19 protein-coding genes and 2 pseudogenes are annotated in these 24,705 nt (G+C 58.7%); 18 read left to right on the top strand and 3 right to left on the bottom strand.

Translation table 11 applies throughout. The features are described from left to right. The first annotated feature begins 83 nt into the window (after positions 1-83). The 18 genes and pseudogenes from QE435_RS08670 (at position 84) to QE435_RS08755 (ending at position 20,782) form a co-directional block, all read left to right on the top strand. Positions 84-1,436, top strand: coding sequence for an aspartate aminotransferase family protein (locus QE435_RS08670; protein ID WP_349040982.1), 1,353 nt, complete (start codon positions 84-86; stop codon positions 1,434-1,436). A 19-nt stretch (positions 1,437-1,455) separates the two neighbouring features. Next, positions 1,456-2,883 carry an amidase gene (locus tag QE435_RS08675; protein WP_349040983.1) on the top strand — a complete coding sequence of 476 codons (1,428 nt, stop codon included), beginning with the start codon at positions 1,456-1,458 and terminating at the stop codon, positions 2,881-2,883. Between the two features lie 69 nt (positions 2,884-2,952). Further along, positions 2,953-4,020, top strand: coding sequence for a phosphotransferase (locus tag QE435_RS08680; RefSeq protein ID WP_349040984.1), 1,068 nt, complete (start codon positions 2,953-2,955; stop codon positions 4,018-4,020). Positions 4,021-4,061: 41 nt separating this feature from the next. Further along, positions 4,062-5,375 carry an aminotransferase class III-fold pyridoxal phosphate-dependent enzyme gene (locus tag QE435_RS08685; RefSeq protein WP_349041162.1) on the top strand — a complete coding sequence of 438 codons (1,314 nt, stop codon included), beginning with the start codon at positions 4,062-4,064 and terminating at the stop codon, positions 5,373-5,375. A gap of 38 nt (positions 5,376-5,413) precedes the next feature. Then, a complete protein-coding gene (locus tag QE435_RS08690; RefSeq protein WP_349040985.1) occupies positions 5,414-6,652 on the top strand; it encodes a Zn-dependent hydrolase in 1,239 nt (412 codons plus the stop codon). 90 nt (positions 6,653-6,742) lie between these two features. After that, positions 6,743-7,492, top strand: a complete 750-nt coding sequence (locus QE435_RS08695) for a GntR family transcriptional regulator (RefSeq protein WP_349040986.1) — start codon at positions 6,743-6,745, stop codon at positions 7,490-7,492. A gap of 285 nt (positions 7,493-7,777) precedes the next feature. Next, positions 7,778-8,686: a LysR family transcriptional regulator gene (locus tag QE435_RS08700; protein WP_306927614.1), complete on the top strand. Its 909-nt coding sequence runs from the start codon at positions 7,778-7,780 to the stop codon at positions 8,684-8,686. A 126-nt stretch (positions 8,687-8,812) separates the two neighbouring features. After that, positions 8,813-9,616 (top strand): carbon-nitrogen hydrolase family protein, encoded by an 804-nt coding sequence (locus QE435_RS08705; protein WP_349040987.1) that lies wholly within the window; start codon positions 8,813-8,815, stop codon positions 9,614-9,616. A gap of 14 nt (positions 9,617-9,630) precedes the next feature. Then, positions 9,631-10,296, top strand: a complete 666-nt coding sequence (locus QE435_RS08710; RefSeq protein ID WP_349040988.1) for an RraA family protein — start codon at positions 9,631-9,633, stop codon at positions 10,294-10,296. A 62-nt stretch (positions 10,297-10,358) separates the two neighbouring features. Beyond that, positions 10,359-11,399 (top strand): ABC transporter substrate-binding protein, encoded by a 1,041-nt coding sequence (locus QE435_RS08715; RefSeq protein WP_306927607.1) that lies wholly within the window; start codon positions 10,359-10,361, stop codon positions 11,397-11,399. Positions 11,400-11,641: 242 nt separating this feature from the next. After that, positions 11,642-12,715, top strand: coding sequence for an ABC transporter ATP-binding protein (locus tag QE435_RS08720; protein ID WP_349040989.1), 1,074 nt, complete (start codon positions 11,642-11,644; stop codon positions 12,713-12,715). Beyond that, positions 12,712-13,592: pseudogene (locus QE435_RS08725) on the top strand (ABC transporter permease). Before QE435_RS08720 ends, QE435_RS08725 begins: the two are co-directional and overlap by 4 nt. A 12-nt stretch (positions 13,593-13,604) precedes the next feature. Beyond that, positions 13,605-14,399 (top strand): ABC transporter permease, encoded by a 795-nt coding sequence (locus QE435_RS08730; RefSeq protein WP_306927601.1) that lies wholly within the window; start codon positions 13,605-13,607, stop codon positions 14,397-14,399. 8 nt (positions 14,400-14,407) lie between these two features. After that, a complete protein-coding gene (locus QE435_RS08735) occupies positions 14,408-15,808 on the top strand; it encodes an ethanolamine ammonia-lyase subunit EutB (protein ID WP_349040990.1) in 1,401 nt (466 codons plus the stop codon). Beyond that, on the top strand, positions 15,808-16,584 hold the full coding sequence (gene eutC, locus QE435_RS08740) for an ethanolamine ammonia-lyase subunit EutC (RefSeq protein ID WP_349040991.1): 777 nt from the start codon (positions 15,808-15,810) through the stop codon (positions 16,582-16,584). Before QE435_RS08735 ends, eutC begins: the two co-directional genes overlap by 1 nt. A 102-nt stretch (positions 16,585-16,686) precedes the next feature. Beyond that, a complete protein-coding gene (locus QE435_RS08745; RefSeq protein ID WP_349040992.1) occupies positions 16,687-18,084 on the top strand; it encodes an NAD(P)/FAD-dependent oxidoreductase in 1,398 nt (465 codons plus the stop codon). Then, entirely contained in the window at positions 18,081-19,343 is a 1,263-nt protein-coding gene (locus tag QE435_RS08750) for an FAD/NAD(P)-binding oxidoreductase (RefSeq protein ID WP_349040993.1), read from the top strand. Before QE435_RS08745 ends, QE435_RS08750 begins: the two co-directional genes overlap by 4 nt. Continuing rightward, the gene (locus QE435_RS08755) at positions 19,343-20,782 is read left to right on the top strand and encodes an FGGY family carbohydrate kinase (protein WP_349040994.1); all 1,440 of its coding nucleotides are present in this window, start codon (positions 19,343-19,345) and stop codon (positions 20,780-20,782) included. Before QE435_RS08750 ends, QE435_RS08755 begins: the two co-directional genes overlap by 1 nt. 322 nt (positions 20,783-21,104) lie before the next feature. Here the strand turns inward: QE435_RS08755 and QE435_RS08760 are convergent, their stop codons facing one another. From QE435_RS08760 to QE435_RS08770, 3 genes and pseudogenes are all read right to left on the bottom strand, one after another. Continuing rightward, positions 21,105-22,049, bottom strand: a complete 945-nt coding sequence (locus QE435_RS08760; RefSeq protein WP_349040995.1) for an isoaspartyl peptidase/L-asparaginase family protein — start codon at positions 22,047-22,049, stop codon at positions 21,105-21,107. Positions 22,050-22,086: 37 nt separating this feature from the next. Further along, positions 22,087-23,632 (bottom strand): annotated as a pseudogene (locus tag QE435_RS08765) (hydantoinase/oxoprolinase family protein). Then, the gene (locus QE435_RS08770; RefSeq protein ID WP_349040996.1) at positions 23,629-24,705 is read right to left on the bottom strand and encodes a DUF917 domain-containing protein; all 1,077 of its coding nucleotides are present in this window, start codon (positions 24,703-24,705) and stop codon (positions 23,629-23,631) included. Before QE435_RS08770 ends, QE435_RS08765 begins: the two are co-directional and overlap by 4 nt.

A 24,705-nucleotide genomic window follows, 5' to 3' on the forward strand; every position in this document is an offset into this window, starting at 1 on the left:
GCGGCAGCAAGTGTCAAAATCAGACCGCTAGGCTCGTCGATATCAACCTGGTTGGGCAAAAGAGCCCGTTTGTGGAGCAGTACATGACAATCATGCCAAACTCTGTTGAAGCTCGCGACATGGCCTATCACATGCATCCGATGGTCAATCTTCGGAAATACGAGAAATCCGGCGGCCTCGTGATCGAAAGCGGTGACGGCATCTATGTCATCGACAATAATGGAAAACGTTACATCGAGGGGCTTGCTGGGCTTTGGTCGGTGGCGCTTGGCTTCGGCGAGAAGCGCCTTGCCGAAGTTGCCAAGGCGCAGATGGAAAAGCTACCCTATTACCACACTTTTGCTTACAAGACCCATGGGCCTTCTGTCGATCTGGCGGAGATGTTGATCAAACTCGCTCCCGTGCCGATGTCGAAGGTGCATTTTACCTCATCGGGTTCGGAAGCCAACGACCTTGCCTGCAAGATGGTCTGGTACCGTTCCAATGCGCTTGGCAAAAAGGACAAGAAGAAAATCATTGGCCGGATCAAAGGCTATCATGGTGTCACCATCGCTTCCGGCTCAATTACGGGTCTTCCGCGCAACCATGAAAGCTTCGACCTGCCGCTTGACCGGATGATCCACACGTCATGCCCATCCTATGTGCATTTCGGATTGGAAGGTGAGAGCGAAGCCGATTTCACCAAGCGCATGCTGAAGGATCTGGAAGAGCTCATTCTGAAGGAAGGTCCGGAAACGATCGCGGCTTTCTGGGGTGAGCCAGTGATGGGCGCTGGCGGCGTGCTGGTGCCGCCGAATGGTTACTGGGCCGGTGTTCAAGACATTCTGAAGAAATACGATATTCTTCTCGTCGCCGATGAAGTCATCTGCGGTTTCGGCCGCACCGGCAAGATGTTCGCATGCGAGACGCTCGGCATCGAGCCGGATGTTCTGGTTGTGTCAAAGCAAATTTCGTCGTCTTACATGCCGCTGTCGGCGATTATCATGAACGACCGTTTCTATCAGCCAATCGCCGATGAATCTGATCGCATCGGCGTCTTCGGTCACGGATTTACCGCGTCCGGCCATCCGGTCGCGACCGCCGTCGGTCTCGAAAACCTGAAGATAATCCAGGAACGCGACCTCGTCGGCAACGCCGCCCGGCTGGAAGGAAAGTTCCTGGGCGGACTGGCAGAACTTGCCGAACATCCGCTCGTGCATTCCTCGCGCGGCATCGGGCTGATCGGTGCGTTGGAGATCAACCCATGGGAGGACGCCAATACAGGAGACGCCGCTGCGGCGGTGGCGGCGGCGTGCCAGAACGAGGGTCTGATCATCCGCAATATCGGCGAAGCCATTTGCTTCTGCCCACCTCTGATCATCACCGGCGAGCAGATCGACGACATGTTCGGCGCTGTCCGTCGTGCGCTCGATACGGTTCAAGCGACACGAGCCTAAAGAGAAGAGGAAAGAGATCATGGGTGTAGTGAACAGTACCGACCTCGGCGAGATGACGGCGGCGCAGCTTTCCGAACTCTTCGTCTCCGGCAAGGCATCCCCGGTGGAGGCCGCCAAGGCGTCGCTGGCGCGGATCGAGGCATTCAACCCGAGCGTCAACGCCTTCGCCTATGTCGTGCCGGAGCTGGCACTGGCGGAAGCCAAGGCATCCGAAGCGCGCTGGAAAAAAGGTGAGCCGCTTTCGCCCATCGATGGTGCGCCGACGACGATCAAGGAACTGACCCCGGTCAAGGGTATTCCCTGGCGGCGCGGATCGGCGCTTGGTGCGACCACGCCGTCCGAGAAGGAATTCCTCATCATGGAGCGCCTGCGCGGCGCTGGCGTCACTATCCTGGGCACGACGACATCGCCGGAATTCGGCTGGAAGGGCGTTACCCACGGTCCTGCTTTCGGAAATACCCTGAACCCGTGGCGCACGGACCGTGCATCTGGCGGCTCGTCTGGCGGTGCAGCCGTCGCGGCTGCGCTCAACATGGGTGTCCTGCATGAGGGGTCTGACGGCGCAGGCTCCATCCGTATTCCAGCCTCATTCTGCGGAACATTCGGTATCAAGCCGACCTATGGCTGGATCCCTTCTGATACGCCGACGCCACTGTTCGAGCTTGCGCATCGCGGTCCGCTGACACGGACCGTGGAGGATGCCGCGCTGTTCATGAACGCCACGACCGGTCCGACGCCAAAGGCAATGTATGGCTATTGCCCCAGTCCGGTTCCGAATTGGCGTGAAGCTGCGAAGGCCGCGAGCGTCAAGGGCATGAAGATCGGCTACAGTCGCAATCTCGGTTATGCCGAGGTCCAGCCGGACGTGGCCGCTGCCGTTGAGCGTGCCGCTTCGCGGCTCGCCGACATGGGCGCAATTATAGAAGAGGTCGATCCAGGCTTCTCCAATCCGCAGGATGCTCTTCTTGCCCTGTGGTATGCTGCCGAAGCCCGCACTGTCGAAATGATCAATCCGACGCAAGAACAGAAGACGCTTATGGATCCGGGCTTGATCCGCATCTACGAAAAAGGTTGCACCTATACCGCCCGTGAATATGTCGCCGCCGAACAGGTCAGGGCTGACCTCAAGGTGACGATGGCGCTGTTTCATGAGACCTATGACGCGCTCATGCTGCCGACGATGCCGACGACTGCAATCGAGGCTGGCGTTGATTTCCCAGGTGGTATCGAAGGCAAGGACTGGTCCGACTGGTCGCCCTTCACCTATCCGTTCAACATGACCGGTCAACCAGCAGTCTCGGTGCCCTGCGGCTTCGATGCAGGTGGATTGCCGATCGGTCTGCAGTTTGTCGGCCCGCGCTATCGTGATGACATCGTGTTGGCACTGGCTGCGGCTTATCAATCCGCCTATCCGGAAGAGCTGATCGGCGCGCCGCGGCTCTCCTAACCTTAAGACACAGCACGGAGGCCCAGATGGCCTCCGACGATTATTCAATTGCAGTATCGGGAATGGGACATGGCCTCCAAGGCACACCAAGGGACGGCAAGCGGGCTTGGCGCTGAGCTGAAGACGAGCGCGACCACCGTGCTTGCGGATCAGGCAGAGCGTATCGCACGGGAGAAGTACGGGCTCGACGGAAGAGCGGAATGGCTGTGGGGCGAGAAGGACAGCAACTACCGCCTGACGCTTGCAGATGGCACGGAATATCTTCTCAAGATCCTCAACCCCGCAGAAAATCCGGCCATGACCAGTATGCACAGCCAGGCGCTTCTGCATGTGGAGGCCGCAGATCCGGGTATCCCGATCCAGCGGATCATTCGCACACGAAACGGTGAGGTGGATTTTCGCATGACGGACGATGAAGGCGGCACGCGAGGTGTGCGTATGGTTACGTTCGTTCCAGGCGTATCGCAGAAATCGCAGCCGCATTCGGCAATCCAGCGCTATCGCGTCGGCGTCTTGCTCGGTCGCATGCAAAAGGCGTTGCAAGGGTTTACCCACGAGGCCGCCGGTCATCGGATCACCTGGGATATGTCGCATGCGGCGGGGCTTCGGGAATTGCTGTCCATCTTCGACAGCGAGGCACAACGGGCGCGGCTGCAACGTACCATGGACGATTTCGAAAATCTGGTTGTGCCGCGCATGGCTGCCCTGCCAGCGCAGGTCGTCCACAACGATTTCAACATGGAGAACATCCTCGTCAGCAAGGATAATCCGGACGAGATCAGTGGCATCATCGATTTCGGTGATATGGTCCACGCGCCGGTCTTGTTCGATGTCGCGGTGGGTGCCGCCTATCAGATGGGCGATGCCGAGGACCCAGTCGAGGCGATGTGCGATTTTCTGAAAGGCTATGCGACGCAGAAGACGCTTTCGGCTCACGAACTCGAACTGCTTTATCCGGCTGTCGAGACACGCATGCTGATGCGGCTTGCGATACAGGAATGGCAGGCAAGGTTATTTCCCGAATACAGGGAGCGTTATACCCGCAACAGTCCCACCGTCTGGGCGCAATTTGCCAGGCTTGATGCAATTTCGAAGAATGACGTCGTGGCGCGTCTGGCGGCGGCATGCCGCGCTTGATCGCCAAGGGAGAGACAGACATGAACAAGCCGGCCATAACCATGATCAATGGCTTCGATGCGTCGCGGCTCGGCAGCCTGCCGGAGCGCGAGCGGCTGATGATCGAACGCCGCCAGGCGATGCTCGGCCCGTCCTATCGACTGTTTTACGAACATCCGCTGCATCTTGTACGCGGCGAAGGCGTCTGGCTTTACGATCCGGACGGCAATGCCTATCTTGATGCCTACAACAACGTGCCTTCGGTCGGCCATTGCCACCCGCGCGTTGTTGCCGCGATTGCTGAACAAGCCGCAGTGTTGAACACCCACACACGCTATCTCGACGACAAGATCCTCGACTATTCCCAGAGGCTGTTGGCTACGTTTCCGGAAGAGCTGAGCCGGGTCATGTATTGCTGCACCGGTAGCGAGGCGGTTGATCTGGCGATGCGGATTGCCTGCTACTATACCGGTGGCACCGGCATTATCATCACAGAAAACGCCTATCACGGCACAACGGCAACAACAGCCGCTATCTCGCCCTCGCTTGGTCCCAACATGCCGCTCGGAATGCATGTGATTACGGTACCAGCACCGGATGCCTACCGTGCGGACGGGAAGGATGTGGGCGAGACATTTGCAACTGAGATATCCAAAGCGATTGCCTTCATGCAGCGTCGCGGGATCAAGCCTGCCGCCTTTATCGCCGATAGCATCTTCTCAACCGATGGAATATTTTCAGAGCCTGCTGGTTTTCTCCAGAAAGCGCTAGACGTCGTGCATGAGGCTGGCGCGCTCTATATCGCCGACGAAGTCCAGCCAGGTTTTGGCCGCACCGGCTCGCATATGTGGGGTTTCATGCGCCACAGCATCGTCCCCGACATCGCTGTCATGGGCAAGCCAATGGGCAATGGCCTGCCTATCGCCGCAGCTGTGATGAAGAGCGAGGTGCAGGAGCGTTTTGGCCAGGACATTCGCTATTTCAACACATTCGGCGCCAACCACGTTTCGATCGCTGCGGCCAACGCAGTCCTTGACATCATTGGTGATGAAGGCCTGATGAGCAATGCGGTATCGACCGGCGACTACATGCTGGAGGGCATGCGCAAGCTCCAGCAGTCGTTCGAGTGCATCGGCGATGTACGGGGAGCCGGGCTGTTTCTCGGCCTGGAATTCGTCAAGGATCGCGTGAGCCGCGTTCCGGATGGCGCTCGCTCGCTCGCGGTCGTCAATCGCATGCGGGAGCATCGTGTGCTGATCAGCGCGGCTGGCATCCATGGAAATACGTTGAAGATCCGTCCACCGCTGCCGTTTGGCCGCGAGCACGCCGACATCTTCCTCAAGACGCTCGAAGCAGTGCTGAACGAAACGAACTGATCGCGCATCCACTTTTCCTGACCATCGAGGGATAGACCATGACCCAGTCTCCAGACATCGACACCGAGCGCCTGTGGGCCGACATCATGACGATGGGGGCAATTGGCGGCACGCAGGGTGGCGGCAGCTTTCGCCCGGCACTTTCGGATGCGGACAGGGAAGGGCGAAATCTGTTTCGCTACTGGGCGCAAGAGGCTGGTCTTGCCGTTACCGTCGATGCGATCGGCAACATGTTTGCACGGCGGGACGGGGAAGACCCGTCCTTGCCGCCGCTCATGATTGGCAGCCATCTCGACACTCAGATGCCTGGCGGCAAGTTCGACGGTGTGCTCGGCGTGCTGGCTGGGCTTGCGGTCGTGCGGGCGCTGAATGCCAAAGGTATCACGACCAGGCGGGCAATCGAGATCACCAATTTTACCAATGAGGAGGGCGCGCGCTTTCAGCCGGGCGTCATGGGATCAGGTATCTTTGCCGGGCTTTTGCCCCTCGATGACGCTTTGTCGCGCAGGGACGATGGTGGCGTTTGCCTCGGGGATGAGCTTTCGCGCATCGGTTATGCCGGGTCACTTCCAGTTGGCGGTCGAGCGGTGCATCGATATCTGGAACTGCATATCGAGCAGGGTGCGGAGATGGAGGAGGCCGGTGCGATGATCGCCGCCGTCTCCAACAGTTCCTGGGGATGCAGTGGGTTTATCGATATCAGCGGTGAGAACGGTCATTCGCAGACGGCGCCGATGTCAAAACGGCGCAATGCGCTGGTCGCTGCCGCAAGACTTATTCTCGAAATAGAGGCGATCGGGGCGGAAAACGAGCCCGATGGAATGGTTAGCGCCACCGTGATCCGGAACTGGCCGAACAACCGTGTCAACATTCCGCACCTGACCAAGCTGTCTTATGTTGCCGTTCATGCGACGGAGGCGGGCCGGGCGGCGATCATTGACCGGATCGAGTCTGCCGCTGCGCGGATTGCGGAGGAGACCGGACTTGCGATCGACGCCACCACGTCGCATTATCGCCAGCGCCTCGATCTCTCGGAGGAACTTTCCGGCCAGATTTTGGAAGCGGCGGAGCGCCTCGGCTACAAATCCATGATGCTGCCGACACTCACGGCCCATGATGCCCTTTCGATGACGCATATCTGCCCCACGGCGATCATCTTCGTGCCGTGCAAGGATGGGATTTCCCATAGCGAGAAAGAGTGGTGCGAGCCGGATCAGGTCGCGGCGGGAGCCAGGGTTCTCCTTGCAATGACGCTTGATCTCGCCAATGCAATCTGAGGCTCATGCTCCGGCGTCGTCTCGTGACAAGAATGTGGGGCGATGTGCTAGGGTGCTGCAATACTTCGAACTGTGCAAAAGAGGGCTGTAGTGAATTCTCACGCGAAGTTGGGACTGGGCGATGTGGATGCGGCGGAGGGCGCTAGCCTGCCCAAGGCGCTGTGGGCCTATAACATTATCCGCGATGCGATCATCACGATGAAACTCTTGCCCGGCGAGACGCTGAACGAGAAAGAGACCTGTGCCGAACTTGGCATTTCTCGAACGCCGATGCGGGAGGCAGTTTTGCGCCTTGCGCAGGAAGGCCTCGTCAACATCGTCCCGAGCGGCGGCACCTTCGTCAACAAGATCGTCATGCGCAAGGTGATAGAAGGGCATCTGGTGCGCTCAAGCCTCGAGATGCGCACCATCAGGCTCACGGCGCGCAATTTCGATCCGGTCTATGAACGCGACCTCGACCTTCTGCTTTTCCGGCAGCAGGACGCCGCCAAGCGGCGAGACGTCAATGAGGCATTCAAGGTCGACAACGAATTTCACCGGCTCCTGTGCCGGATCGCCGGCTTTCCGAACGTCTGGCAGACAATCCACAATGCGACAGGCCAGCTTGATCGCGTGCGCCGTCGCGGCTTTCCCAAAATGGGCTATTTCGATGAAGTCATCGAAGAGCACGAGGCGCTCTATGCCGCACTCAAGGCCCGTGACGACGATGAAGCCGCAAGATTGCTCAAAGAGCATCTCGGAGGCATCTCTGCCGTCGTCGAGTATGTGGTTCAGACGGACGCAAACGCCATCAGCGGAAAGGACGATATCATGCTGCTCAAGGCCCTTGCAGAGATGTGACGCGTTTGAAAACGCGCGTCCTCTGACACCAGCCTCATACGACCGTTACCGCCTTACACGCTTTTGGCCACCTGTCGATGACGGCTTTAAGATTGAGCTACACGCTCGTGCTGCCGCCGGCCCGGCGAATGCACGATGCATCGATGATGATTTGCCTTGCTCATGCCTGGCAACGCCCAGAATGGCCACACCAGCGCCGTTGGCAAGAAGACGGAGCATGCACTAACATTCCCCACGTTTCAGTCACGAAAGGGGGACCGGAGACATGCGAGGACATTCCATTCCATGAACACACGATTTCTCGAAACCTTCCTTTGGGCAGCGCGTCTAAACAGCTTTTCAGCGACGGCGGAACGATTGCACACGACCCAAGCCTCTGTTTCCAATCGTATCGCCGCTCTGGAGCGCGAGCTTGGCGTTGTGCTGTTCACGCGCGATGTGCGTTGTGTCAACCTGACGCCGGCTGGTCGTCTGGCGCTGCAGCATGCCGAAAAGATCGTCAATCTCACTGGCGAGTTCCGCCAGATCGTCAGCAGCCGGGAGGCTTTGAGAGGCACGGTGAGGATCGGTGCCGCTGACACAATTGTATACGCCTGGCTGCCGCTGCTTATCCGGCGAGTGAATGAACAATATCCCGGTATCAGTCTGGACCTGACCATAGACACGAGCCTGAAACTCTCTCAGCGCATTCAGAACGGTGAGGTCGATGTCGGTTTTATTATGGGTCCGATAATGGCTGCTGATATCTGTAACTCACCGCTCTGTACCTTTGAATCCTGTTGGGTGGGCGCGGTCGAGTTGCCGCTACCGGAAACGGGCGTGACGCTTGAAGATATTGCGCATTTTCCGCTGCTTACCTTCTCCGCCGGATCGCAGCCCCACCAAGTTTTGCGTGCGCTTCTCGATTCCCACGGATTGTCCGATAGTCGGATCTACAATTCCAATTCGCTCTCGATCATGACGCGTTTGGTGGCGACGGCGGTCGGCGTGGGGGCGCTGCCGCGGGTGCTGGTAGAGGGTATCATCACATCAGGTGAGGCGCGGATTCTCGACATTGCGCCCCCTGTGCCCCCTCTCACCTTCCACACGGTTTATCAGGACCGTGGCGACAACGCGCTGGCGCGAGCGATCGCCGATATGGCGAGAGAGATCGTCGGTGAAACCAGCATGCCATGGATGACCGTCGCAGCTTAAATTTTGTGCTGCATTGCAAAATGATTAATCCATAAGCTTACCTTATGGGTGTTGATAGAGTTTTTCCGTTTGTCATGGGGCAAGATCCACTTCTTAATTCCCCTCGCAACATGAGAGGAGAGCAACGTGAAAGTCTCACTTGTTCAAATGAACACCGAAAATAACAAGACGGAAAATCTTGCGGTTGCTGCTGATCTGATTGAAAAAGCAGTAAAGGCCGATAGACCAGACCTCATTGTCCTTCCTGAATACTTTGCATTTCTTGGAGATAATCCGCAGGAGATGCATGAGAGCGGCGAGGAATTCCCCGGCGGCGAAATATATACGTTGCTTTCAGCACTTGCAAAAAAGCATGCGATCACGCTCCATGCCGGCTCCATCGTGGAAAAGGAAGGCAACCGCTTTTACAACTCGACGCTGGTCTTCGGTCCCGATGGCCAGCAAATTGCACGGTATCGCAAAATTCACCTTTTCGACGTCGATACGCCGAATGGTATCAGCTATCGCGAATCCGACTCCGTCGCCCGTGGCGAGGAGGTCGTGACCTATAAGGTTGGCGACAAGACCGTTGGCTGCGGCATTTGCTACGATATCCGTTTCCCGGAGTTGTTCCGCGCTTTGAGAGACAAGGGCGCAGACGTGATCGTCCTGCCGGCCGCCTTCACGCTGATGACGGGCAAAGACCATTGGGAAGTGCTGGCTCGAGCGCGCGCTGTCGAAACCCAGACCTATTTTCTTGCTGTTGGTCAGATCGGTACCCATGCGGGCGGGAAGAAGGCCTGCTGGGGGCATTCCATGGTGATAGATCCGTGGGGTCACATCATCGCTCAGTGCTCTGACAGCGTCGGAACCGCTGGAGTGACGCTCGACTTCGACTATTCGGCCAAGGTGCGCGCTAACGTGCCGGTTGCAAACCATCACGTTCTCTGATCGGAGAAATTCACATGTTTATCGTTAATGCCATGCCGGAACAGATCAGCGCGGACGTCATCGAACTCCTGGAACAGGTCGAAGTCGCCACGATCGGTCATGTACTACACTCTGGCTTCGTCGACCCCGATGTTCGGGCGGTGCTTCCTGGCAAGCGAGTGGCCGGCACCGCCGTGACGCTACGTATTCCGAATGCAGATTCGACCATGCTTCACTACCTGACGCAACTCGTCCGCCCGGGGGATATCGTCCTCATCGACCGGTGTGGTGATACACGCCACGCCTGCTGGGGCGGTGTGATTACCAACACGATGAAGATGGCAGGCGTGAAAGCTGGCGTCATCGATGGGCCTGCAACGGACTTCTCCGAGTTTACAAAAGTGGACATGCCCATGTGGTGCCGTGGTCCGTCACCGATCACAACCAAGATTCTTGGGATGGAAGGCGCGATTAACGTTCCTATCAGCGTCGGTGGCCAGATGATCAATCCCGGCGATGCGATCCTGTGCGATGAAAGCGGCGTTGTTGCACTTCATCCGAGCCAGGCGCGCGGCATGGCGGAACGCGCTATCGGCATGCAGGAGGCCGAAATCGTGCTTCTGGAGCGGCTGCGTAACGGTGAGAAGCTCCCCGATATTTCCGGGGCTAATAAGCTTGTGCAGGCCAAGCTTACGGCGTGACACGATCATTAGGGTGGCGGACTCGTCCGCCACTTCAAAAAACAACAGAGGAGAACAGGATAGTGAAGAAATCTATTTTTCTAGGTGGAATTCTCATGCTCGGTGCGGCTGCCTTGCCGGCACACGCCCAGCAGACCGTGACGTTCCTCGGCTATAGCGGCCTTTTTCAAGAGCGCTACACCAAAGCCGTCATCGAACCTTTCATGGCTGCCAATCCCGATATCAAGATCGAATATTTCCCTCAGCAAGGCTCTGCCGCCATGCTCGGCTCCTTGCGCGCCCAGAAGGCCGCTCCGCAGTCTGATGTCGCCTTGATGGACGTCTCCGTGGCCAAGACAGGCACGGACGAAGGCCTGTTCGACAAGATCGATGAAAGTGTGACCAAGAACGTCTCCGATCTCTACCCGAACGCCCGTTTCGAAGGCGTGGCAGGCGTTGGCGTGACGTTCGACAATCTCGTGCTCATCTACAATACCGACGCAATCAAGACGGCCCCTGACAGTTGGAACGCCCTGAAAGACAGCGCCCTCAAGGGCAAAGTCGCCATGCTCAGCGCCCCTGATATCGTCGGTATCGGCACCACGATCATCATGGATCATATGAACGGCGGTACTGATTTCATCAAGAACATCGACGCCGGCATCAAGGCCATGGGTGAAGTGGCTCCGAATATTCAGACATGGGAGCCTAAGCCGGAAATTTATCCGAATGTCGTCAACGGCCAGGTTGCGCTCGGCGTGGGCTGGAACGCCCGAAGCCAAGTGAATGCTGATGGCTCCAACGGCAAGATGAAGGTCGTTCTGCCGAAGGAGGGGACGATTCTGCAAATCAACACCCTCAACCTCGTCAAAGGTGGGCCATCGTCGGCCGCCGCGCGCAAGTTTGTGGACTATGCTCTCAGCCCTGAGGCCCAAGCCGCCTTCACCGCTGCTATGTATTATGCCCCCACCAATTCCAAGGCGCATGTTGCCCCGGAGATCATTGACCGCACCGTAGTCAAGGCTATGGATAAGGTTATCCCGGTAGATTGGATCGGTCTCTCGAAGGTTCGCGACGCGATCACGCAGGACTGGCGTCGCAAGGTTATTCCGCTTAGCCGCTAAGCTGATCTTGCCCATGTGACGCACCGAAAGATTTCCACATCCCTTTCGGGGGATGTGGGAAGGATGTAGCCTTGGTACTCCACCAAGCTGGAGCCCATCAGGGCCGATAAGCCAGAAACCTGCTGAAATCGCAGGAAATTTCGACGTGATCTCACACATAAAGAGCCAGCGCATGTCCTGTAGCCCGACGCGGTGAGGCATGGTCTGGGGAAAAGCAAAAAAGAATGGGAACTTCAGACGTTATGCAGCCAGGATTTCTTTCGATACGTTCACTGGTCAAGCGCTATGAGAATGTGATCGCCGTGGATAATCTCAATCTGGAGATTGCGAAGGGCGAACTAGTGGCCTTTCTCGGCCCCTCCGGTTGCGGCAAGTCGACGTCATTGCGAATGATAGCCGGGCTTGCTCCTGTCACGTCAGGCTCGATCTTGATCGACGGAACGGACGTGACGAAGCTCGCACCCTACAAGCGCGACATCGGCTTGGTGTTTCAAAGCTACGCCCTGTTCCCACACATGACGGTGCTTAAGAATGTCATGTTTGGTCTTGAAATGCGCAAGATTCCGGCCCCGGAAGCCGAGCGCCGCGCACGGGAAGCGATCTCGATGGTGCGTCTGGAAGGACGGGAGGATCGGCGTCCGGCACAGCTCTCGGGTGGCCAGCAACAGCGCGTCGCGCTGGCACGCGCGCTCGTCATCGAACCTTCCATTCTGCTTTTCGATGAGCCTCTCTCTAACCTGGATGCCAAGCTACGCGACGAAATGCGTGCTGAAATTCGCCGTATCCAGAAACAACTCGGTATCACTTCCATTTTCGTCACGCATGATCAGGTGGAAGCCCTGAGCATGTGTGACAAGGTTGCGGTCTTGAATGGTGGAAAACTGGAACAGCTTGGCACACCACATGATCTCTACGAGCGCCCGGCTACGGCTTTCGTTGCATCCTTCGTTGGCCGCACCAACAGGCTGGTTGGACAAGCGGTCGGCGATCACACCACAGTAGGCGACACAGTCTTGCGAACGCCGGGGTCGCACAACGGCAAGATCGAATTGATGATACGCCCCCATCGCATGGCGATGACCGTTGTCGGGGACACCATGCCGGATTTCGATGGCGCTCCGATTAACCGCATCTCTGGTGAGGTTCGCGACGTCTATTATGCTGGCGACATTCTCCATTACGAGATCGCTGCCGAGGGGCAGACCTTGTCCGTTGAGCGTGCAACATCGGGTGGTGAAACGCCTGTGGCGACTGGCGCCAGTGTCAGCCTCGTTTGGCGCGTCGAGGACACATTGGTCTTTGGAAAAAACCAATGACAGCCTCGGTCATGATCACAGCTCCAGGCAACCGCACATCCTCGATCGTTTTTCTCGCAACGCTCCTTCTCGGGCCTATCATTGCGGTCAACGGACTGGCCTTCCTGATGCCCGTATTCAACCTGCTCCTGCTTTCCTTCCGCGAAAGCCTTGGCGGTGGCGGTCTGGGAGAGGCGTACACGTTAGACAACTGGTCGTCGACGTTGACGGATGGCTTTTATCTCGAGCTGATCGGTCAGAGCATCCTGACTAGTCTTCTCATCACGGTTCTGACACTCGTAGCCTCCTATCCAATCGCGCTCTATCTTCATCGGACGCAGGGGCGGTGGAAGACGCTGTTGCTCGTACTCGTCATCTCGCCACTTTTGACCTCGGCTGTGGTGCGTACCTACGGCTGGATTGCGATCCTCGCGGATGACGGCCTTATCAACAATATCCTCCACGCGCTGGGTGCTGAAAACGGCGTGAGACTACTGTTCAACAAGATCGGCGTCGTCATTGGTCTGACCGAGATCCTGATGCCTTATATGATCTTGGCACTGCTTGCCGGTTTCGGCAGGCTTGATCCGCGTATCGAAGAGGCGGCTGAGACGCTTGGCGCTTCCCCATGGAAGGTGTTCTGGCGGATCATCGTGCCGCTGACAATGCCTGGGGTCGCGCTTGGCTGCCTGCTTTCCTTCGTTCTGGCTGTCAGCTCATTCATCACGCCCAAGCTCCTTGGGGGCGGGCGCGGGTCTTTCTTCTGGCCACGGAGATCTATGATCAGGCTATCGTGACACTCAACTGGCCTCTTGCCGCAACGCTTTCGATGATCATTCTGGTTATTTTTGGTGCCGCGCTTGTCCTCTATTCCCGACTTCTTCGGGCTATTCTTTAAAGGAGTTCGAAAATGGAAGAACGACCTGTTCCGTTGGCGCTCAAAATCATTTCTTTCGTCATGTTCCTGTTCCTGCTGGCGCCGGTCGTGCTTGTGGTGCCGATCTCCTTTTCTGCCGACAGCTATATGGCTTTTCCGCCGTCTGGTTGGAGCTTGCGTTGGTATGTCGAGCTCATGCACAATTCGAAGATGATGAGCGCATTGGGTGTTAGCACGCTCCTTGCCAGCGTCGTGACTGTTCTCGCCATGCTTATCGCGCTTCCCGCGTCCTACGCGATCGTTCGGATGCGGGTCATCGGTGCCGATGCGTTGCTCGCCATTTTTACCGCTCCGCTGCTTCTGCCGACGATCGTTCTGGGTCTAGCGATCCTGATCGTCTTCGCTGGTGCGGGCCTACTCGGTACCTTCACCGGTCTGGTGATAGCGCATCTCATCATCGTACTGCCATATGCTCTTCGGGTGCTGACCACATCCCTTTCGGGCCTACCGCTGATTTTCGACGAGGCCGCGTCAACACTGGGAGCTTCGCCACTAACGGTCTTCCGCCGGGTTACATTGCCGATGATCGCGCCGGGCGTGGTGGCAACTGCCGCACTGTCTTTTCTCGTTTCCTTCGATGAAGCGGTGATTTCGCTGTTTCTCACCGGTCCGCGCATTACGACTCTTCCCGTAGCCATGTATCAGCATGTCGAAACCCAGGCCGATCCCCTTGTCGCGGCCATCTCAGTTCTCCTAATTGTGCTCACGCTTGCCGTCGTCCTCATCGTGGACCGGACGGTGGGTCTGACGAAGACTTTCGTGAAGTAGGAGGACGGATGGCATATCGACAGATCGCCGCTGGGACGACCTATCGTTTCGACGATTTGAAGACCTTGATGGCAAAAGCGACGCCGGAAAGGTCTGGGGATCAGCTTGCCGGTATTGCCGCAGACGGACCGGTGGAAAGATTGGCAGCACAGATGGCGTTGGCCGATCTGCCGCTTTCGACTTTTCTCGAACAGGAGTTGATCAGTTCCGACGAGGATGAGGTTTCGGCACTGATTGCGCGTCAGCACGATGCACAGGCCTTTGCGCCGGTGTCCTCGTTGACGGTGGGTGAATTTCGCGAATGGCTGCTCAACTCCAAGGTCGGGCAGCCGGAACTGGAAGCGGTGACCCTGGGTCTCACACCGGAGATGCTGGCGGCGGTCTCTAAGATCATGCGTCTCCAGGATCTTGTAGCGGTATCGGCGAAACGGGAAGTCGTAACTCGTTTTCGCAATACAATCGGTCTGTCCGGCCGCCTGTCTTCCCGCAATCAGCCAAATCATCCGACGGATTGTTCCCGTGGCATTGCCATCTCGGCCATTGATGGGTTGCTGTTGGGCAGCGGCGATGCGGTGATCGGCGTAAACCCCGCCACGAGTGCTTTGCCGGACTATATCCGTGTCGTGCAGTTGCTTGACGATCTGCGGCAATGGCTCGATATCCCCACCCAGACCTGTTGCCTTGGGCATGTGACGACGGCAATCCGGGCGATGGAGCGCGCGGCACCCGTCGATCTGGTGTTCCAGTCGATTGCCGGATCCCAGAAAGCCAATGCAGGTTTCGGCGTCGATCTTGCCGTCCTGCGAGAAGCGCATGAGGCCGGTTTGTCGCCGAACCGCGGGACTGTCGGTAATGACCTGATGTATTTCGAAACAGGACAGGGTGCGGCGCTTTCGGCCGACGCGCATTTCGGCGTCGATCAGCAAACGATGGAGGCCCGCGCCTATGCCGTTGCGCGTGAATTCTCACCGCTTCTGGTGAATACGGTCGTTGGTTTTATCGGCCCAGAATATCTTTATAATGGCAAGCAGATCATCCGCGCCGGCCTTGAAGATCACTTCTGTGGAAAGCTGCTTGGTCTGCCGATGGGGGTCGATGTCTGCTACACCAACCACGCCGATGCAGACCAGGAAGACATGGACGTTCTTCTGACCATGCTCTGCGCCGCGAATGTGAACTTCGTCATTACAGTGCCAGGGTCAGACGATGTCATGTTGAACTACCAGACGCTTTCCCATCACGATTCAATCTACGCCCGTGAAACGCTGAAGCGGCGGCCTGCGCCGGAGTTCGAGGAGTGGCTGGTGAAGATGGGCGTGACGGACGCTGCCGGTCGCATGGTCGACAACCCAGCGCTGATGAACCGCGAGCTTCTCGAAATCGATTTTCTTGGAAGGGGCGCCGCCTGATGCATGAACGCCAGCCGTCTCTCATCTCCGATCCACCGGAACGTCTCAAGATCCTGCGCGCCGAAACGGAGGCGCGCGTTGCGCTCGGTCGCACAGGTGCGAGCCTTCCAACGCGTGCCGTCCAAACATTTCTGCTGGATCACGCGCAGGCGCGTCAGGCTGTTTGGCGGCCACTGGATATAGATAGGGTGGAGCGAGACCTTCGTGCTTCTGGTGCAGATGTCGTTCTTGTTGCAAGCCGCGCCAAGGATCGTGCGGAATATCTGCGCCGACCCGATTTCGGCCGCGCCCTGTCAGACGAGGGTCGCCTGACGATCGACGGGCATCTCAAGGGTGCCGACATTGCATTGGTTGTCGCTGACGGGCTTTCGGCAACGGCTGTGGAAACAAATGCCGTGCCGGTCGCAAAGGCGTTGCTCGAGGCGCTCGCAAGCGAAGGGTTGACGGTGGCTCCGATCATTCTTGCCAGACAGGCGAGGGTCGCTCTGGCGGATGATGTGGGTGCGGCACTCGGCGCAAAGGTGGCGGTGATCCTGATCGGCGAGCGGCCAGGCCTTTCGGCGGCCGACAGTCTTGGCGCCTATGTCACATTCGGACCGGAGACTGGACTGCCAGATTCCCGACGCAACTGCATTTCCAATATTCGTGATGGTGGCGTGCCGCCTGTCGAAGCGGCAGACAAGATCATGACTCTGATCAAGGCCATGTGCCAGCAAGAGACAAGTGGCGTAACGCTGGTTGAATTCGAAAAGCCTGTGTCGGCTTTGTCCGACTAAAACACGGCAAATCTCAAGCGTAGACCCGGGGCGGTAAAAGCACCGGCACGATCTGTCGCGTCGATTGATGTCGCTTTCGGACAACGAAAGAAAGGTAATCCCATGGACCCCAGCCCCTCCACAGCCTACGACATTGCCATTATCGGTGCGGGCGTGGTCGGCTGCGCGGTCGCGCGCCGTTTCGCGCTTGCGGGTGCGAAGGTTGTGGTCATCGAGAAGGGCCCCGATATCCTTTCCGGGGCATCGAAGGCCAATAGTGCTATCCTCCATACTGGCTTCGATGCCCCAGAGGGAAGTCTGGAGCTGGATTTGGTGAAAGCTGGCAGGGCGGAATATCTGTCCATCCACGGCCAGATGGGTCTTAGCCTGGTAGAAACCGGTGCACTGGTCTGTGCCTGGAATGTCGGCGAGGCTGAAAGCCTGGAGCAGATTGCTGAACAGGGCCGACGCAACGGAATTGGCGAACTCCGTCTGCTCACGGCCCGGCAAGCCAGAGGTACCACACCCGGCTTGTCCGACCGTCTTATCGCAGCGCTCGAAGTTCCCGGTGAACATGTCATCGATCCCTGGTCAGCCCCGCTTGCTTATCTCACGCAGGCGGTTGCTCTTGGCACGCAACTGGTGCGCAACGCTGAAGTGCTATCTGGTGAGTTTGACGGCAAGTGGCGGATAGAGACGACGGCGGGTGCGATCCTGGCTGCAAGCGTCGTTAACGCGGCAGGGTTGTACGGCGATATCGTCGATGCCCGACTTGGTCTTGTCCCCGACTTCACGATCAAGCCCCGGAAAGGACAATTCGTCGTTCTGGACAAGGCCGCCCGCCGCCACGTTCCGCGTATCATCCTGCCTGTTCCCACCGAAATTACCAAGGGTGTCGTTGTGTGTCCAACCGCGTTCGGTAACGTCCTCATCGGCCCCACCGCGGAAGAGCAGGATGACCGCGAGCGTGCAACGGTAGAAACGGCGGCGCTTGAAGCGCTGCTCGCACGTGGCACCGCGATTGTTCCCGCGCTCGCCTCCGTCTCCGTGACCGCTGTCTATGCGGGGCTGCGTCCCGCATCGGAAATGAAGCATTATCGGATTTCCGCTCGGCCGGACCGCCGTGCGATCACGCTCGGTGGCGTCCGATCCACGGGACTCAGTGCGGCGCTCGGTCTCGCACAGCATGCTCTGTCGCTTCACGAGAGTTTCGGCACGCATTTTGAGCCTCCAGCCGCTGTGCCTGACGTGACGATGCCCAACATCACCGAGACCTGCGAACGGGACTGGCAACGCGCCGATCATGGTGAAATCGTCTGCCATTGCGAGCTTGTGACCCGCCGCGAGATCGAAGCGACATTCGCCAGCCCCATTCCGCCCGGTGATTTCGGGGGGCTGCGACGGCGCACTCGAGCGGGCATGGGGCGGTGTCAGGGCTTTTACTGCAATGCCCGGTTGGCGGCGATGACGGGCGACCGTCTGGCTGTGCCTCTTGCAGTTCCTCCCGGAGACGGCCGATGAGTGCACAGGAACCTCCTCCGCAGCAACTGAAAAACGATGCGGACGCTGATGTCATTGTCGTTGGCGGTGGTCCGGCCGGTGTCGCGGCGGCGCTGAAGCTGAAACAACGTGGCGTCTCGCGCGTGATGATACTCGAGCGTGAGCCGGCTCTAGGGGGCGCACCCCGTCATTGCGGACATTCGCCTTTCGGTATGCGCGAATTCGGCCGTATCTATTCCGGTCCGGCCTATGCGCGGCGTCTACAGCGGCAGGCGGAGGACGCGGGCGTCGATGTCAGGACCGGACATTCGGTGGTGGAACTGGGACAGGACGCTACTCTGCTGGTGACGTCGGCGAGCGGCGTCGAAAGGTTAAAGGCCCGGCGCGTCATCCTGGCGACGGGCGCGCGTGAGAAACCGCGGTCGGCGCGGCTTTTACCGGGCGACCGGCCAGTTGGCGTGGTGACCACCGGCACCCTGCAATCCTACGTCGCCTTTCACAGCATCATGCCCTTTCGTCGACCGCTCATCATCGGTTCGGAACTGGTTTCCTTTTCGGCGCTCCTCACCTGTCTGACACACGGCGCACGGCCTGTCGCGATGATCGAAACGGAGACGCAGCCGCTGGCGCCGTCGCTCTTGCGTTGGTTCCCGCGATTGGCTGGCGTGCCTTTCCTCTGCAAAGCAAAGCTTGAGGACATCCGTGGGCGCGGGCGCGTGGAGGAGGCTGACATTCGTCTGTCAGATGGTCGTATCATGACGGTCAAATGCGATGGTGTGCTCCTCACCGGGCAGTTCACGCCGGACGCAGCGCTTTTGGACACATCCTCAGTTGCGGTGGCAGCAGGCAGCGCGGGCCCTCTGATCGATCAGGATGGACGGACGGCCAACCCGTTCTATTTCGCTGGCGGAAACGTGTTGAGGGCCGTGGAAACGGCCGGCTGGTCTTTTCGGGAGGGGCGCCGCGTGGGCGCCGCCGTCGCGGATGATCTTGCCCGCGAACCCTGTGACGCAAGTGCTGTAACGGTTACTTTTGCTGAACCGATCAAGCTCGCCGTGCCTGCCATGGTGAGGCGGCTGGAAATAGACAAAGCGGTTTTCCGGGACTTTCAGCTCCGCTTCTCCAGGCGCGTTCAAGGGCGGCTTTCGCTTTACCTTGATGAAACGGAAGTGTGGAGCAAGAGCGGCTTGTGGCTGCCGGAACGCCGCGTGCTCGTGCCGATGCCCCGTAACGCGGATGAGGCAAGCGCGATTGCTTTTCACTTTCTGGAGGCGAATTGATGCGCATTGCCGCGATTGATCAGGGAACGACATCGACCAGATGCCTCGTGATAAGCGACGACGGAAGGATAGAGGTCGTTTCAAGCTTGCGCCATACGCAATCTTATCCGGCTCCTGGCCATGTGGAGCATGATCCGGAAGAATTGTTACATAATATACGTGCGGTGCTGGCTGCGGCGGGGTCGGTCGATGCGATAGCGATTGCCAACCAAGGGGAAAGTTGCCTTGCCTGGGATGCCAAGACCGGCGAAGCGTTGTCTCCGGTGATCGTTTGGCAGGATGCCCGCACTGCGCCAGAACTGTCCGCTTTCCCGCAGTCGGCTGTGGAGCTATCGAGACAGATCTGTGGGTTGCCGCTTGACCCCTATTTTTCGGCGAGCAAACTATTGTGGCTGCTCAAGAACAATTCGCGGGTGGCTCAAGCGAAAGCCGCAGGACGACTTCGGCTCGGTACCACCGACGCCTTTTTTCTGGATCGGCTGGCGGGCTGCTTCCGCACGGACGTGGCAACGGCTTCGCGCACCGGGCTACTCGATTTGGCTACTGGAGCCTGGAGCGAGAAACTCTGCGCGCTACACGGGGTTCCACTCGACTGCCTACCCGCAATCGGCAGTGTTGATGGCGGCTTCGGTGCGATTGAGGGAACGCCTGTGCGGGTCTCTATTGTCGATCAGCAGGCAGCGCTTTACGGGCACGGCTGCCGTAAGCTGGGAGATTGTAAGATAACCTTTGGCACCGGCGCTTTCCTGCTGGCCGTTGCTGGTGACCACCGGCCTTCGGTGGAAGAACTTGTTCCTACCATTGGCTGGCAGAAGCAAGATGCTTCTACCGTTTTTGCCATTGAGGGCGGAGTTTATGATGCCGGAGCCACGCTCGAATGGGCGCGAAAGCTAGGCCTCTATGTCGACCATTCCGAGCTCGATGGTTTCGAGGGGCCATCGGCTATTCGTCGGGGTCTTGTGTTTGTGCCCGCACTGTCGGGCCTTGCGGCGCCTTACTGGGACAGACAGGCTGTGCCACTCTTCATCGGCATGGACCATGGCACGGAGCGACGCGATATGGTGCGCGCATTGCTTGAAGGCATTGCTTTGCTGACGGTTCGATTGATCGAAGCAGTGCAGGTAATCGCACCGATCGGACACACGATCTCGATCGATGGCGGCCTGTCGCACAGTCGATATTTCGCCAGCTTCCTGGCTGCCGCCAGCGGCAGGACGATCCGCGTGCCGACCGTTCACGAATTAACGGCGGTCGGTCTTGCGGAACTAAGCGGCATCGATATGGAGGCTGTGCGAAACGATGCTGAGATATTTTCGCCCAATGGATCGGTTGAAGCCGAAGACCATGATCGGTTTGCGGGCGCTGTAGAAATTGCAAGAGGGTGGCGAAGCCCTCGAAATTTCGGGGCGATAGCAACCGGACAACATCGGTCGCTGTAGGCTCCATCAGAACACCGATGATTTGGAAAAGCGTTGCTTCACTCGTTCTATACCCAACCGCCAATTCAGACAGGATGTTGCTGCACCCTTAGCTCGCCGTGGACGATAGACACGTCCCCATCTATGAGAGGGTCTTCGTCAGAAGCGTGCAACCTGCGGAGAGGGCAGTCTCAGCAGGTGGCATGATGCGCCCGACTAGATGCCGCTTTCTCGTTTCGGCAGCTGCGGGCTTGCCTCCGTTACTCCAGACCCCTTGATATGGAATATGGACAGGTGGGGTTCCTAAGCCGGAGTCCCCTCCGGTTGTGACAGGATCGAGGGCTTATAGTTTGATGGCATAGGCGTCATCATGAGTGGCTACAAACGCCTCTCCAGAGACCGTAACCCAACCGCGAAACATGCCTGGTGTATTGTACGGAGCGGCAATGGCGCCCTCCGCATCTATGGCGACCAGACCGGCTCCGATATCATAGGGGGCTAGGTCCCGGTGCACGAGGTTTCCGGCTGCGGTCTCCAGATCCTGCCCGAGATAGGCAACGCGGGACGCGATCTCGTGGCCGACGACATAACGAATGAAGAACTCGCCTTTGCCGGTGCCGGAAACAGCGCAGGCTCCATCACGTGCATAGGTGCCGGCGCCGATGACTGGACTATCACCAACCCGGCCATCCGGCTTATTGGTATAGCCACCTGTCGAGGTGGCCGCGGCTAGGTGGCCCGCCGCATCGAGCGCCACCGCACCGACGGTTCCGTGCTTTTCGCTTTCCGTCGCCTCCGTACCCGAGGCTGCGTGACGCTTCATCGCTGCCAGCGCCTCTAGGCGTTTTTGCGTGGTGAAATAGGATTGATGTTCGGTCGCGAGGCTTTTTTCCTCAGCAAAGCGGTCGGCGGCCTCCCCCGTGAGATACACGGCGCGCTCATCTGTCATCAGCGCGCGCGCTACCTTGACAGGATTGCGAATGGCACGCGATGCGCTGATCGCGCCCGCTGCGAGCGTTGCACCATCCATGATCGAGGCATCCAGTTCGTGAATGCCGTTTTCGTTCAGTGCGGCGCCATGCCCGGCGTTGAAATGCGGGCTGTCTTCCATGACGACAACAGCCGCCTCAACGGCTTCAACCGCGCTTCCCCCTTCCTTTAAAACGCCGTAACCGGCGCGAAGGGCTTCTGCCAGATCGTCGCGTGCGGCAGCCCATTCCGCTGCCGTCATGCTGCTTTCGGGCATAACGCCGCAACCACCATGAATGGCCAGTGCGATCTTCGTCATATGCGTAGTCCTCTGTGATCCGGCCGTCGGAAGCATTTCAGTCTTCCGTGAAGGAGATATCGCCGATGACGCGCACCCGCACCCGTCGTGCGCCACCTGGCAGATAGGCGATCGGAATATCCTCGACTTCCAGCGTCTTGAGGCTTGCCTTCTCCGCACCGGATGCGATTGCGGCGTTTTGCGCCTCTCTCTCGGCCTGTTCAAGGGCCTGCTCACGGCTAAGCCCGGAGAACACACGATCGACTTCACCGGAGACTTGTGCCATCGCTGCGCCCAGGGCGTTGGCCACGCCCGCATTTTCTACACGCAGAACCTCAGACGCCCCCGGAACCCTTTCCGGGATGAGGAAGGCGCCACCGCCAACGGCTATAAGGGGTACCTCGTCCGCGGACGTCTTTCATCTGGTCAAAGCCATCGGCGACCATGTCCCGGATATTTTGAAGCGTTGCCTGTACAAAAACGGGGTCGAGATTTCTGACGCGATCCCGGTCGCCCATTTCGATTAGTCCTGCGGCCACGGCAATGTCGGAGGTCGTCAAGGTGTCGCCGCCAAAAACACGCGCTTCCGTGAGGATGCGATAACCAACCGATCGGGGGCCGATTTTGCCAGTGCGGGGGTCGACGATGGTGCCTCCGCCAAGCGCGATAGGCAGAAGGTCGGGCATGCGGAAGAGCGTGCGCACCCCGCCTATGTGAACGATGTTGTTGGCTTCGCGTGGGAAGCCGCCGACAAGGCAGCCGATATCGGACGTGGTGCCGCCAACATCCACCACCATCGCGTCGGAAAGCCCGGTCAGAAAGGCTGCGCCGCGCATGGAGTTGGTCGGGCCGGATGCGAAACTGTGGACCGGGTTCGCCGCAGCCACATCTGCCAGCGCCACGGTGCCGTCATTCTGGGTCAGGTAGAACGGCGCCTTCACGCCGGCCTCTCGCAGTGCGTCCGAGAAGGCCTGGACGGTTGTCTTGCCGAGCGTCTGCAGGGCGGCATTCAAGAGTGCGACATTTTCCCGCTCGAGAAGCCCGATGCGTCCAAGCATGTGAGACAGCGTAATGCGCGCATCGGGAATAACGGAACGAACGATGTCCGCTGCGCGAACCTCGCATTCCGTGGTTAGCGGAGAAAAGGTCGCGGAAATGGCGATGGAGGTGATCCCCGCGTCGCGGATTTTCATCGCGACTTCGCGGATCTCGTCCGGGATCATCGGCACCAGCGGACTGCCGTCATATTCATGGCCGCCGTGAACCATGAAAATCAGAGGATCGACGGCGTCGTACAAGTCTTTCGGCCAGTCGCACATGGGCGGGAGGGAAGACCCTGTCGGTAAAGCGATGCGAATGGCCGCGACACGCTCCAGTCTGGCGCGCTCTACCACGGCATTGGTGAAGTGAGTGGTTCCAATCATCACAGCGTCGATCGGGCGATCCGCTGCGCCGATTTGGCCTGCCACATGGCTGAGCGCCGATTTGACACCGGACAGAACGTCCTGCGTTGTCGGAACTTTAATGGCGGCGACAATCACGTCGCCATCGATCAGAACGGCATCCGTATTGGTGCCGCCAACGTCAATACCGATGCGTTTCATGGGAATACCGATCTGAAGTCAATGTCATAACCGAAGGCGCGTGGTCCAACGGCGGCGATGCCGGCAGGCGTCGTCAGAAGTTCCGGTGCGGGCAGGGCCACCACGGTGACCCGCTGCCCGTAACGCACGGACTCCGTGCCTATGGCGCTGCCTGAAACCGTATCGAGAAGGCAAAGCAGGTCCGGCGTCATGCCGACCGGGTGACCGTCGCGGAAGGCGACAGCCCACTCATTCTGGAAGGCAAGCTCCATGCGCGAGCCTTTATCTGCGTCGATGCCTTCAATGGTCGTGCTGCCTTGGAGGAAACCGCCGGTGGTTTCGCGGGCGACATCCACCACCTTGCCGCGGAAAAGCTGCTTGCCACCCTCATGCTCAAGAACCGCCTGAACCGGATCGTCATGGCGCGAACGCGCTTCCATCACCGCGCGTCCCAATTTGGTCGCCTTGGTAACCGTGTAGTGAATGCCCCACTCCTTCACTTCCTTGCCGGTGCGGGGTGCCTTGCAGGTCGCGGCTGTGGAGCCGACTTCCGTACAGACCTTGCGCGAGATGCGCTCCATCCATTTCCAGGAGGCCGCGCGCGTCACGATCACCTCATTGTCTCGCACGTCGACCAGCGACAGCGGGAACATCGGAAGATTGCCTATCGCGAAGGACGTCATCTGTGCTTCGGGATAGGCGCGACCCATCGCGTCAGCATTAACGACCGGCCGGTCGAGCATGGCGGCAGCGAGAAAGGACGAAAGCGCATTCGACCCGCCGATCTCCACGCTCATGATCGCCCGGAATGGCTTGCCTATGTAATCTTCCATGACCTCGACGGCACGCGCAAGATGCACGGGATCCACCAATCGTTCCTGACCGACCAGTGGGGCACCCATTTTGGAGACGACGGCCACCATATCGTCATCGGCCAATGCCATGGGGTCCATGACATTCACCTTTCGGCCTTCTGCGTAGAGACGGCGCAGATTGAGCGTCGAGATATAGGGATTGCCTCCGCCGCCGGTTCCTAAAATCCAGGCACCTGTGGCCAAAGGTTCGATATCGTCTTCGGAAAATTCCTCAATCAT

Source organism: Agrobacterium sp. SORGH_AS 787, assembly GCF_030819035.1.
Lineage (GTDB): Bacteria > Pseudomonadota > Alphaproteobacteria > Rhizobiales > Rhizobiaceae > Agrobacterium > Agrobacterium larrymoorei_B.

Excerpts from the sequence above, each read along its gene's own strand:
- QE435_RS08670 (WP_349040982.1), top strand. The coding sequence starts at position 84 with ATGACAATCATGCCAAACTCTGTTGAAGCTCGCGACATGGCCTATCAC.
- QE435_RS08675 (WP_349040983.1), top strand. The coding sequence starts at position 1,456 with ATGGGTGTAGTGAACAGTACCGACCTCGGCGAGATGACGGCGGCGCAG.
- QE435_RS08680 (WP_349040984.1), top strand. The coding sequence starts at position 2,953 with ATGGCCTCCAAGGCACACCAAGGGACGGCAAGCGGGCTTGGCGCTGAG.
- QE435_RS08685 (WP_349041162.1), top strand. The coding sequence starts at position 4,062 with ATGATCAATGGCTTCGATGCGTCGCGGCTCGGCAGCCTGCCGGAGCGC.
- QE435_RS08690 (WP_349040985.1), top strand. The coding sequence starts at position 5,414 with ATGACCCAGTCTCCAGACATCGACACCGAGCGCCTGTGGGCCGACATC.
- QE435_RS08700 (WP_306927614.1), top strand. The coding sequence starts at position 7,778 with ATGAACACACGATTTCTCGAAACCTTCCTTTGGGCAGCGCGTCTAAAC.
- QE435_RS08710 (WP_349040988.1), top strand. The coding sequence starts at position 9,631 with ATGTTTATCGTTAATGCCATGCCGGAACAGATCAGCGCGGACGTCATC.
- QE435_RS08720 (WP_349040989.1), top strand. The coding sequence starts at position 11,642 with ATGCAGCCAGGATTTCTTTCGATACGTTCACTGGTCAAGCGCTATGAG.
- QE435_RS08730 (WP_306927601.1), top strand. The coding sequence starts at position 13,605 with ATGGAAGAACGACCTGTTCCGTTGGCGCTCAAAATCATTTCTTTCGTC.
- QE435_RS08735 (WP_349040990.1), top strand. The coding sequence starts at position 14,408 with ATGGCATATCGACAGATCGCCGCTGGGACGACCTATCGTTTCGACGAT.
- eutC (WP_349040991.1), top strand. The coding sequence starts at position 15,808 with ATGCATGAACGCCAGCCGTCTCTCATCTCCGATCCACCGGAACGTCTC.
- QE435_RS08745 (WP_349040992.1), top strand. The coding sequence starts at position 16,687 with ATGGACCCCAGCCCCTCCACAGCCTACGACATTGCCATTATCGGTGCG.
- QE435_RS08750 (WP_349040993.1), top strand. The coding sequence starts at position 18,081 with ATGAGTGCACAGGAACCTCCTCCGCAGCAACTGAAAAACGATGCGGAC.
- QE435_RS08755 (WP_349040994.1), top strand. The coding sequence starts at position 19,343 with ATGCGCATTGCCGCGATTGATCAGGGAACGACATCGACCAGATGCCTC.
- QE435_RS08760 (WP_349040995.1), bottom strand. The coding sequence starts at position 22,049 with ATGACGAAGATCGCACTGGCCATTCATGGTGGTTGCGGCGTTATGCCC.
- QE435_RS08770 (WP_349040996.1), bottom strand. The coding sequence starts at position 24,705 with ATGATTGAGGAATTTTCCGAAGACGATATCGAACCTTTGGCCACAGGT.